12 protein-coding genes are annotated in these 11,607 nt (G+C 40.0%); 8 read left to right on the top strand and 4 right to left on the bottom strand.

Features of this window, described 5'->3' with window-relative positions:
• Positions 1–202 precede the first annotated feature (202 nt).
• Positions 203–1,375 (bottom strand): Na/Pi symporter, encoded by a 1,173-nt coding sequence (locus CALSC_RS10085; RefSeq protein ID WP_088241221.1) that lies wholly within the window; start codon positions 1,373–1,375, stop codon positions 203–205.
• Positions 1,376–1,674: 299 nt separating this feature from the next.
• Between CALSC_RS10085 and CALSC_RS10080 the strand changes: the two genes are divergently transcribed.
• Both CALSC_RS10080 and CALSC_RS10075 read left to right on the top strand, forming a co-directional pair.
• A complete protein-coding gene (locus CALSC_RS10080; RefSeq protein ID WP_088241220.1) occupies positions 1,675–1,920 on the top strand; it encodes a hypothetical protein in 246 nt (81 codons plus the stop codon).
• A gap of 117 nt (positions 1,921–2,037) precedes the next feature.
• Positions 2,038–3,492: a peptidoglycan-binding domain-containing protein gene (locus tag CALSC_RS10075; protein WP_088241219.1), complete on the top strand. Its 1,455-nt coding sequence runs from the start codon at positions 2,038–2,040 to the stop codon at positions 3,490–3,492.
• A gap of 177 nt (positions 3,493–3,669) precedes the next feature.
• Here the strand turns inward: CALSC_RS10075 and CALSC_RS10070 are convergent, their stop codons facing one another.
• The 3 genes from CALSC_RS10070 to CALSC_RS10060 form a co-directional block, all read right to left on the bottom strand.
• Positions 3,670–4,149, bottom strand: coding sequence for a phosphate-starvation-inducible PsiE family protein (locus CALSC_RS10070; RefSeq protein ID WP_088241218.1), 480 nt, complete (start codon positions 4,147–4,149; stop codon positions 3,670–3,672).
• 101 nt (positions 4,150–4,250) lie between these two features.
• A complete protein-coding gene (locus CALSC_RS10065; protein WP_088241217.1) occupies positions 4,251–4,784 on the bottom strand; it encodes a pentapeptide repeat-containing protein in 534 nt (177 codons plus the stop codon).
• 382 nt (positions 4,785–5,166) lie between these two features.
• Complete coding sequence (locus CALSC_RS10060) at positions 5,167–7,038, bottom strand: alkaline phosphatase D family protein (RefSeq protein ID WP_088241216.1); 1,872 nt, start codon at positions 7,036–7,038, stop codon at positions 5,167–5,169.
• A 382-nt stretch (positions 7,039–7,420) separates the two neighbouring features.
• On the opposite strand from CALSC_RS10060, the gene phnD reads away from it, so the two are divergent.
• The 6 genes from phnD to CALSC_RS10030 form a co-directional block, all read left to right on the top strand.
• On the top strand, positions 7,421–8,350 hold the full coding sequence (gene phnD / locus CALSC_RS10055; RefSeq protein WP_088241215.1) for a phosphonate ABC transporter substrate-binding protein: 930 nt from the start codon (positions 7,421–7,423) through the stop codon (positions 8,348–8,350).
• Between the two features lie 111 nt (positions 8,351–8,461).
• Positions 8,462–9,238, top strand: a complete 777-nt coding sequence (phnC, locus tag CALSC_RS10050; RefSeq protein WP_088241214.1) for a phosphonate ABC transporter ATP-binding protein — start codon at positions 8,462–8,464, stop codon at positions 9,236–9,238.
• Positions 9,207–10,004 (top strand): phosphonate ABC transporter, permease protein PhnE, encoded by a 798-nt coding sequence (phnE, locus tag CALSC_RS10045; RefSeq protein WP_200817610.1) that lies wholly within the window; start codon positions 9,207–9,209, stop codon positions 10,002–10,004. Before phnC ends, phnE (CALSC_RS10045) begins: the two co-directional genes overlap by 32 nt.
• Positions 10,005–10,133: 129 nt before the next feature.
• Positions 10,134–10,928 (top strand): phosphonate ABC transporter, permease protein PhnE, encoded by a 795-nt coding sequence (phnE, locus tag CALSC_RS10040; protein WP_088241213.1) that lies wholly within the window; start codon positions 10,134–10,136, stop codon positions 10,926–10,928.
• The gene (phnG, locus tag CALSC_RS10035) at positions 10,928–11,392 is read left to right on the top strand and encodes a phosphonate C-P lyase system protein PhnG (protein WP_088241212.1); all 465 of its coding nucleotides are present in this window, start codon (positions 10,928–10,930) and stop codon (positions 11,390–11,392) included. The genes phnE (CALSC_RS10040) and phnG overlap by 1 nt, the downstream gene beginning before the upstream one ends.
• On the top strand, positions 11,379–11,607 hold a 229-nt coding region (locus CALSC_RS10030), incomplete at its 3' end, for a phosphonate C-P lyase system protein PhnH (protein ID WP_200817609.1). The genes phnG and CALSC_RS10030, both read left to right, overlap by 14 nt.

Raw genomic sequence — 11,607 nt, 5'->3', positions numbered from 1 at the left:
GAGAGTAAATATTTTGCTAAATAATATTAATTTTAGCTATCTGAAATATTTAGGAAAATAAAATTTTCAAAATTTAATTCAGCTGTTAATATACTGTTATGTGCATGATGCCTTAAATATTATTTTAATAAATACCAAAAAAGAAATTATTTGGTTCGCCAACATGGGTATCATGGTGCTCTTTCAGTATTAAATATTGGTTTTATATATTTGCCGTCAATGTTGATAAGCCTAAAAGGATAATTGGAATGACAAAGAATACACCTAAAATATAAACCACTGCTAGATACTTACGTTCGCTAGCCACATCAGCCAATTTCTGGGCACCAATTACAGGTAATTGACGCAAAAATGGAATTCCATAGATAACCACAACTCCCAAAAAATTGTAAAGCATGTGAATCATGGCAATTTCCAAGGCTGGTACTGCTTGGTTCCCAGATATAGCCGTTGCAGCCAATAAAGCGGTAATGCAAGTACCCATATTCGCTCCTAAAGTAAAAGGATAAATTTGTGATAATCCCAATACTCCTGAACCAGCTAAAGGAACCATAAGACTAGTGGTAGTGGAAGAAGATTGCACAAGTATGGTGATTACAGTACCTGCGACGATTCCAGTCATAGGATCTCGACCAATTGTTGTATACAACATTCCTTTTGCACGTCCTACCATTAATACTTTCAGTAGTTTCCCCATCAAGACAATACTGAAAAATATCAGAGCAACTCCCATTAAAATGAGGACAGCACCATCTAATGGAGGAGAAATAACATGAGTTATCCCAGAAAAAAAATTAACAACTGGTTTTGTGACAGTTGTGACAAGATTAAAACCCTTGAGACTCAAGGAACTACCACCTACTAATCCTTGTGCTAGAAATAACCCCATTTGTTCCAAGGGATGAAATATAATTTCTAAAGGGAGAAAAAGCACAACACTAATCAGATTAAAAAAATCATGTATTGTAGCAGCCGCAAAAGCTCGCTTAAATTCTTCCTTATCCCCAATATGTCCCAGACTAACTAGGGTATTGGTAATAGTTGTGCCAATATTTGCACCCATGATTATGGGAATAGCAGTTACTACAGGTAATCCTCCTGCAACTAAGCCCACAGTAATTGATGTTACTGTACTTGAAGATTGAATCAGTGCTGTAGCTAAAGTACCAATAATCAATCCGGAGAAGGGATTAGTTGCAAATGCAAAAAGTTTTTCAGTACCCTCCCCAGTTACGGACTTAAAGCCCAAACTAATCATTCCCACTGCTGCAATTAACAGATAAACCAGCAGTAAAATACCAACCCATTTGAGAATATTATTCCCTTTTTGTTGTGGTCTATCATTGTTTGATATTTGCTCTGGTATTTGACTCATGGTTTTGATTCCTATTTGGCAATATAGCGCTACGCACAAGTAATAAGTAATAAGGTTATTTCTGAAAATAATTTTACCAATGACAAGGGCGGAAGCCTTGCGCCTCTAAGGTGAATTTGTAATCGCCTGGTAATTTTAATTCTGGAAATCTCCTAAGTAATAAGTTTACTGTTCATAGGTTTGCTGCTTCAAAAATGTCCTAACGTGCTTTGGTAGTGCTATATCAAACATAGCTAAGAGTTAACACTCAATTTTTGTGTTTTAAAATACTATAGCTGTAAATAAACTTGATCAAAAAAATGACATTAGAACCTTGTAAAGTTTGTGGCGCACTCAATAGTAGTGAAGAGGAAATTTGTCTGAGCTGTGGTTATCCGACACGAGGAAGAAAACGCCCTGTAATATTTCAATTAGCTGCCATTATTTTGGTATTAACTTTTGCCATACCTTTAATTTTGACCTTGATTAATTTAATCCAAACACAATCGGAACCTAAGCCACCATCTTCCCCACAATCTTCAACAAAATTCAGTCGTTTACCATAGAGTGCATAAAGCATTTATCAATAACCAAATACAAATGCGATCGCTATTGGTTGGGAAAAATTTGTGCCAATTATCAACTAGTAAGTAGAGATTGATACGTGTTTAAGTGAACATGATATGATAGCGATTCCCTTTACTCGTTGGTCAATTTCCGAACATACAGGGGCAGCGATGAGAACTATGGAAAAACATAATTTAACTTCTGTTTCTACAGAATTCAACAATATTCAAACTATGGCTGTAGGGGGTGATTTGCAGTTGGATGCCATGAGCAATGGGCAGAAAACCAGAAAAGTAGCCATACCCTTAGGAACCGTAATCATGGCTATAGCGATCGCAACTGTGCCTTGGCAAGCTGCTGTGGCTCAAATTAGACAGGGAGAAGCAGGTAATGAAGTCAAGTATATTCAAAATTGTTTGAAAAAACTAGGCTATTTTAAAGGACGTGCCACAGGATATTTTGGCCCTAAAACCGAAACTTCTGTCAGGAATTTTCAGCAAGACAGAGGAATTAGTGCAATTGGTGTAGTCGGACCCCGAACCCAACGGGCACTACAGCGAAGATGTAGAAGGAATGTATCATCTAGAACTCGTCGGAGAAATATCCCCAGAAACCAACCAAGAAGTAGGTTCAGTAATTTGCTACAAATAGGCAGTAGTGGAGATGCTGTCATCCAATTACAGCAAAATTTACAACGCCTAGGTTTTTATCGTGGGGCGATTACTGGTAATTTCCAAGACATGACTATGGCAGCAGTAATGGAATTCCAACAATCCCAGGGGTTGCTTGCTGATGGGGTTGTGGGTAGACGGACTCAAGGAGCTATACGAAGACAAATAAACCCTAACCCTAACCCAACCATTCCACCAACACTTCCCTCACCAGATAATACAGGAAATGGAAGAACAGATACTTTTCCCAATGCTATCAATCAAGGTGATGTTGGTAATCGAGTAGTTGAATTACAAAGAGCTTTAAAGGAGTTACGTTACTTCAATGTTAATCCCACTGGTGTATTTGGTAATGTGACCAGAGATGCAGTTATACGATTCCAACAAGATAATCAGCTGGTACCAAGTGGTATTGCTGATGCTCAAACCATAGCCGCTATATCTCAAGCATTGGATAAGCTTTACACTGGTTGTACCCCAGCTAGAGGTGATATTTGTGTAGGAGAGAGTAGCCAGCGAGTCACTGCATTGCAACAACGTTTACAGCAAAGAGGATTCTTTAGAGCTAATCCGACTGGTTATTATGGTCAGCTGACTAGTGCAGCAGTTGCTCAATTTCAGCGTTCTTCTGGGCTGAATCCCACAGGATTTGTTGATGCGCGGACTTTCCAAGCTTTGGGTTTGAGTAATAATTCCCAAAATCGCTATGTGGTAGTAGTACCCCTAGGTGATAATGATACTTTGAACAAAGTACGTCAGTTAGTACCCCAAGCTTTTCAAGCCGATTCCCCATTAGGAGCTTATGTGAATGCGGGTAATTTCCGCGATCGCTCGGATGCAGAAAGAGTATCACGAATGCTTCGTTCTCAAGGCTTTGATGCACGGGTTAAGTATTTTTAACTTTCTTTGTTGACGTTCCCCAGTGTGAACCTAGAAGACCGATTCAGTAATGCTAAAATCCCTAGTTAGGTGAGAAGGGAAGAGGGGAAGAGGGGAAGAGGGGAAGAGAGAAGTAGAGTAATTTATACTCATCTTCCTATCACTCCATCACTCCATCACTCCCTCACTCCCTCACCTCTACTCTTGGGTATTTTGCTTGGCTTGTATATGTTTAATATTGACTGATGCGAGTATATGAGATATCCAAGGCAAAATTAATAATAGTCCCCCCAAAACTATGAGAAACACCGAAACGCCGAAAATTTGACCCCTTGGTATTTCTAAAACACCTCGTAAAATAATTTCCCGTAAGGCTGAAACAATTGTGATTTCCACCGCAGCACCTACAGAAATCTTTTGTTCTTGTAGGTAATCAATGAGTAAACGGAATAATTCTACTAAAATCAGAATAAACAGAATATCAGAGGTAATTTGCCGCAAATCTAAGGGTTGTAAGAAAGAGAAAAACATTTCTCCCAAGCGTATGAGCATGACACAGAACAAGCCAATACATAGGGAGATGACGATAAAGTCTTGGAAACGTTCTAAGTTGCCTACAATTTTTTTTCGCTGGAACAAATTTTCCCATACTGTCAAGGGTTTTGGATGGTTTTCCATGGCAACTCTCGGTTCTCTTCGGTGTTTAAGTTAAATCCTAGAAAATTCGAGTCAACCCTTTTGTCTCATCACACACTTTGAACTGAAAAAATTACGAATTACTAATTTCCTTCCCGGCAACCCAAACTGACACGGGTAGAAACTTCAGTCACAGGGTTTATCCCTGATGCTCGTTTGCACATTAACATTATCTGGTAACGATCTAGTAAAGCATTAGAAAAGTCTGCACCCTCAATATTGGCATCATAGAAAGTACTGCCAGTGAGGAGAGCATCTGTAAAAATAGTATTGGTCAGATTACCTGCATCAAAGGTAACGCGATCGGCAAAGGCTTGAGTAAAATTTACACCACTGACATCTGCTTGCAAAAAAGAACCCTTAGTTAAAATTGTTCCTTCCAAATTTGATCCATGAAAATCTGCTCCCCGCATATCCGCACCAGCAAAGGATGTTCCCGATAGGTCTTGTCCAGAAAAATCCCTACCCCTCAATTCACTCAAAGTGTAATTAACTCTAGTCTCGAATGCTAATGCTCCCACGGGATGTGTATCAAGAATAATATAAAATCCTATGAATAAAAATATAATCATGGCTTTGGTTATTTGCCATAACCAAGATTTTGTTGTTTGCTTCATGGCAGAGATCTATGGATGATTGGGTAAAGCCAGGAACTTTAAGACTTGAACTGACTATTTTATTGTAAACGGATAAAGACGGCGTTGGTCAGAGCTTGAAACCCTTTCCCTTCGCAATCGTCCTAAAGAATAGGGCTTGTGACCCACTGGTTGTTGGGGCTATCTTTTCCCGCATACCCCACACCTCATACCCTATACCCCGCCCCAACGAGGCTTGGTCAATGGTAAAGCGACGTAAGTAAAGACACCAAACTTTTATAATTCTCTCTCTATTTCTACCCCATCGTAGAAAAAGTGTTGAACTCTGTTAGATGATACAGGTAATAATCTACGTTTATTCAACACCTTTTCTAATCTTTTCATCCGATGGATAAAATTTTCGTTACCGACCGAAAACAAGTTCAGAGAATTGTTCTGTAGATGGTAAATCTTGAACGTCTTCTACTACTACTCCTGGAGAACCATTAGCAACTTTAAATTTAGCAATAGAGCGGATGTGAGAGTTTTGCTCCATGACAGTATCAGGACTCCTAAACCTAATTGCAGCATCACCATCTTGTTGTAATTCCATAGTGACATATCCTCTTTGAAAACCAGTTAGATATTTAACGTGGGGATTCGCAGATTGATTTTCTGCCAACTGTTCTGCCCAAGTGCACCCAGCAGAAATTGAGGAACTAGCAAACTCAGTAGCTAATGTTTTCGAGTCAGAATTATTGAAGTCTTTCTTGATGTCATTAGCCCAGAAAGCGTGCCAATCACCAGAGATGACAATTACATTATCAATACTATTATCATCTATGTAATCAAGTATTTTCTGGCGTTCAACAGGATAACCATCCCATTGGTCTAAATTGAAAGTTTCCCCTTCAATTTGGGTGGGGTCATAATTTTCTGGTTTCTCTTGGGATAAAGAGAAGAAACCTTTATAGTTGTATTGTGCAAATACTACCTCTTGAACTAGTACTTTCCAGGTAATACCATCATCCTGAGACTGTTTGAGATTATCTAATAACCACTCTAATTGTTCAGTCCCTAGGAATGTATTTGATTCATTATTTCGCTCTGCACATAATTCTTGTCCAGGAAAACCTTCTATTGTTTCACAAGCTTGATTAGTACGATATTGCCGACCATCTAAAATATAAAAGTCAGCAGTTTGCCCGTATCTTAATCTATGAAACAATTTAACTTCTCTTACTCCTAATTCATTGTTGCGAGTGGGTCTAGAAAAATCGGCTAATGGCATCATTTCATAGTAAGCTTTAAATCCATTGTCCCGGCGATTAGCAAACTTCAATAAGAAGTTAGGATCGTCTGGATTTGTATGATCAGATGGAGAATATGTTACAGGACCTGTTGTTCCTTCAGGTGTTAAAGCTGTCCAGTTATTATCTATTTCATGGTCATCCCAAATAGTAATAAATGGTAGTAGTCTATGGGCCTCTTGCAAGTCGGCATCTGTCCGATATCGGGCGATACGATTGCGATAGTCAGCGAGGGTAACTATTTCTCCTTTTCTTTGACTACCAAAACCACCCGGACTATCATTATGTACTCTCACTACTGATTTGCCAATATCTTCTTCAGGAGCGGGAGCATATTCATATATATAGTCTCCTAAATGGGCAAAAAAGTATAAGTTATCTGCTTCTTCTGCAATGTGCTTATAGGAATTGAAAAATCCTTGTTCGTAGTGACTGCAAGAAGAATAAGCAAACTTTACAGGAACCTTATCCCCTGGTGCTGGAGCAGTCCTAGTTCTTCCTAAAGGACTTTCATATCCACCTACTTTGAACTTATACCAATAGTAAGTATTAGGCTCTAATCCCTTAACGGTAATGTGGAGAGCATGAGCCATTTTTGGAGTAGCGATCACTCGACCTGCTTTAATCCTTCTGTTGGGTTTTTTAGCATCACCTTTCCATATTTCCCATCTGACTCGAAAGCGTTCTAATGGCATACCACCTTGACCATCATCAGCTAAAGGTTCAGGAGCTAATCTTGTCCATAAAACTATGCTTCTATGGGTAGGTTCTCCCGAAGCAACCCCAAGGGTAAATGGATTTTCTCCCCGATACCTATTAAATCTTCTACCTTTGGATCTGCCAAAATTTTTCCAACTAGCCACAGCTTTTTCAGGTAATTGACCCGCTACAGCTAACCCAGCAGTGAAACCTAAGCCACTTAGAAAATGGCGACGCTTAATAGGAGTTTTTAGGAGTTTAAGTAGGTTAAAATCTGAATTACTCATGATTTTATGTGAGTAGATGCTTAACTTGTTTATTCTCCTTTCAAGTGATACAGGTTAACGTTAATTAGAACCTAAGAAAATGCTAATTTTTAGTTAAAAATTTTACCAATTTTCCATTCTGTGGTTTTTCAAGATAGATAAATTAATTTTCCTAATTGACAAAAATCATTTGTCGTAAATTTTTACATTCTTACTTGTATAGTCACTATAACCATGAATTAGGAATACAAAGGCTAGAGAGACATTAACTTGTATATTTAGTCCCTTATTCTATCCATAAGCATAGCTTAGTTTAGTTTTAACAAATGGGCTGTAGCTTGGGGTAAAGCAGTTATGCCGCACTTGCTTGTTTATGCTAAGTATTCTACGGAGCCATTAACCCATGTTACGACGTAATTTTTTGTATGCCTCTCTGTTTGCTTTATCTTTTACAGTTGTTTCATGTACTCAAGGTACTTCTAATAATCAAACAGCTGGTTCATCAAACACTGCTAAACTTGCGTCAGACTCTGGTTCGGAATTGATTATGGGGCTAATTCCGGCTGAGAATAACGAGGAAATGGTGGACAAGTTTGAGCCGATGCGGGCTTACATGGAAAAGAAACTGAATCGTCCCATAAAGGTTTTTACTGCTACGGATTATGCAGGTGTAATCGAAGCAATGCGGCAAGATAAAGTTGATATTGCTTGGTTTGGTCCTTTATCCTATGTATTGGCAGAACAGGAAGCGGGAGCAGAAGCATTTGCGACTGGAGTTAGGAAAAAAACTGGTAAATCTACATATAAAAGTATATTAGTTGTTCCAGGTAATTCTTCTGTGAAATCGATTCAGGATTTAAAAGGGAAAAATGTCGCATTTGTCGATCCTGCATCTACTTCAGGCGGTTTGGTTCCTTCCTATTTGGTGTTAAAAGCAACTGGGCAAAAACCAAAAGAGTTCTTTTCCAAGCTTACTTATGCAGGTTCCCATGATGCAGCAGGAATGGCAGTCAAAAATAAAACTGTAGATGCAGCAGGTACTAATGATATTACTTATGACAAAATGCTGAACAAGGGATTAATTTCCCAACAGAGTAATCGTGTTTTGTTGTCATCAGATCCAATACCAGGTTCACCTTTAGCTTATCGCCAGGAATTAGATGAGCAAACAAAGAAAAAAATTCGTGAGATAGTGTTGAATGCTCATAAAGATATTAAGGTAACTGGTTATGGAGATCTTTTGAATTATGAATCTGCTACTCCCAAAGATTACGAGATTGTCCGCGACATGATTAAGACTCTGGGAATTGGTCGTAAGGAAATACTTAAGTAGGGTGGGCATTGCATTATTGCGGGATGATTTTGTCAGAGAGAATCAACCATAATCTCCGCGTCTCCGTGTCTCCGTGTCTCCTCATTTCCTGTCCCCTGTCCCCTACCCTATATGCATGTAATTCAACTTAATCGAGCGGGTAAAACCTATGAGAATGGAACAATAGCAGTTTACCCCATCAGTCTTAACTTTGAGCCAGGAACATTTAACGCTATTCTCGGACCTAGCGGTGCAGGCAAGTCAACTTTGCTACGAATGATAAATGGCTTGGAGACACCAACTACAGGTGAGGTCATTATTCAAGGACAAACTTTAACCACTAAAAATCTGCGTCAAATTCGATCGCGCACGGCAATGGTATTCCAACAGTTTAATCTGGTGGGTCGTTTGAATGTGATGAGTAATGTCTTAACTGGGCGTTTGTATTACAGTCCTTGGTGGAGCAGTATCTTGTATCTGTTTGGTAAAAAAGATTGGAAAATTGCTCAGTGGGCACTTAATAGGGTTGGTTTAACAGACAAAGCTTGGGAACGGGTAGACCGACTTTCTGGAGGACAACAGCAACGGGTGGGGATCGCCAGGGCTTTGGCACAGCGTCCAGAGGTAATTTTGGCTGATGAACCTGTTGCTAGTCTCGATCCGGTGGCTAGTGAAGGAATTATGGAATTACTCAAGGAGATTTGTCGCCAAGATGGGATTACCATTGTGGCAAATCTTCACCAAGTTTCCTTGGCTATGGGCTACGCAGATCGCGTTATTGGGTTAAATCAAGGGCATGTAGTATTTGATGATTCCCCACAAGCCTTGGTTAATGACAATTTACACACAATTTATCAGAGTAAGGATGGCAGTCTAGATGACAGCTTGGAAATGGCGGCTACCGACTAAACATGGATTTGTGCCCTTATGGTGGGGATTGGGATTTATTTTTCTATTAGGGGTATTAGTATCAGCAGCAGTTCTGGTAGAACTGGATTTATTGGGATTGCTACAATCAGGCGGTAATTTATGGCAATTTTTAAGTCAATTTCTGACTGTGCCTGATTGGGCTTATATACCTAAATTATTGCTGAAGATGCTGGAAACCGTCGAAATGGGGATTGTATCTACAGCGATCGCTCTTTTGTTGAGTTTGCCTTTGGGAGTACTTGCAGCCCGAAATACATCACCACACGTAGTTTTATATCACTGCATTCGCAATCTTCTCAATTTAATGCGTGCTTTACCGGAGTTGGTTTGGGCGCTGGTATTTGTTTCGGCTGTGGGCTTGGGACCTCTACCGGGGGTAATGGCACTTATTTTTGTGACTACGGGCTTTTTAGGAAAATTCTTGGCAGAAAGTATAGAAGTGGTGGATATTACTGGGGTTATGGGGGTTAAATCTACAGGGGCTGGATGGTTGCAAACCTTAATGTTTGCAGTGTTTCCTCTGGCTTTACCAGATTTCATTGGCACTGTTCTGTATATCCTAGACCACAACGTGCGATCAGCAACAATTTTAGGGTTAGTGGGAGCTGGGGGTATTGGGTATGAGTTGGTGATGAGTATGCGGTTATTTAATTACGGTCGTTTGATGTTAATTGCCACAGCTATTTATATAGTGGTGACAATATTGGATCGCTTTTCTGATGCTCTGCGGAGTCGGGTTATTTAGTTACAGGGGACGCGGGGATGGGGAGACGCGGTGACGCGGGGATTACGGTTGATCCTCTTTTAAAAAATCATCCCGCAATTATGCAATGCCCAAAATTCAAAATCTAAAATCTAAAATCCAAAATTGAATATGTTTAACTCATCACTGAAATTATTAGACCTACCACCCGCTCCCAGAAATTGGATTCCTTTGTGGATTAGTCTGACTATTGTCCTCATTGGAGCGATGATTTGGCATCTTGGACTGTCCTTTGGCAGTGTGATCATGGGCATTGGTAATATTTTTGAATATCTCAGCCGTTACCTCAGCCCCGACTTTACAGATTGGCAAAGATATTTGCTGCTCATGGTGCAAACATTAGCGATCGCTCTTTGGGGTACGGTATTAGCATTTGTTACCAGTTTTTTTCTCGCACCTTTGGGAGCACATAATCTCTCGCCACACCCCGTAATTTATCGCCTCATCCGGGAGTTGTTTAACTTTATGCGAGCAATGCCAGATTTGATGTTAGCGTTGATTTTCGTTACTGCCATTGGGCTAGGACCTACTCCTGGTATTCTGGCATTGGGAGTGCATACTTCGGGATTTTTAGGTAAGTTTTTTGCTGAGAGTATGGAGCGCGTGACTCCAGGTATTTATGAGGGTGTACGCTCTACTGGAGCAAATTTACCCCAAGTTTTCATATTGGCAGCAGTCCCTTCAATCTTACCAGAGATGGCAGGATACACCCTTTATATTTTTGATCGCAATGTACGGATGGCTTCGGTTTTGGGTTTGGTAGGAGCAGGTGGTATTGGTTTAGAACTGCACGATAATCTGCGTCTATTTCGCTACAACGAATCTGCCGCATTGATTTTAGTCATCCTCGGTAGCATTGTGGCGATCGATTATCTTTCTAGTTGGATACGTGGGAGGATTAGCTAATGGAACAAGTTGATAATCAATGGTTACGGGCACTTACAGCCCATGCTCCAGAAGTGGTGATTCAACTAACAGCTAGACTCACCCAAGGTTGGCAGATTAGCTATGAAACTGTTCCCCAAACGGGATTGTCACTATTGCAACTACAAGATAGCGTGTTTCACGAACCCTACTATTTGGGAGAAATTCCCCTATCAACGGCTTGGGTAAAGTTAAAAATTGGCAACGGGCAGAATTATGAAGGTGCAGCTCAAGTAATGAATGATGTGCCCAATTTAGCCACATCCTTAGCAATTTGCGATGCTATTTTGAACAATCAACTGGAGGGATGGCAAGAGGTTACGGATTTGATTCACAGGGGACGGGTGATTCGCCAAGAAGAAGATAAATTACGGGGAGCTATGCTGGCAAAAACCAAAGTAGATTTTTCCTTACTAAATCAGGAGGAAAGTGATGCTAGAAGTTGATTTAGCTGGGATTTGGCAAGATGAAGTACAGCAGCAGATTTTCCGTCAATTGCTCAGTTGCATGAGTTTACCAGGGACAATTGCTGATTTGAGCTTATATCTGGGAGAGAGTAATGCTTTAATGGGGGTTTTGGCTACCTTATTAGACAATACAGTAGACATCTCCAAAAATTATCAAAGCGCTGCTGTGACTAGGTTATATCCTGCTATATGCC

Origin of the sequence: Calothrix rhizosoleniae SC01, from assembly GCF_900185595.1 — a bacterium.
Classification (GTDB): domain Bacteria; phylum Cyanobacteriota; class Cyanobacteriia; order Cyanobacteriales; family Nostocaceae; genus Calothrix_A; species Calothrix_A rhizosoleniae.
This window is presented reverse-complemented; position numbering and strand designations above follow the sequence as displayed.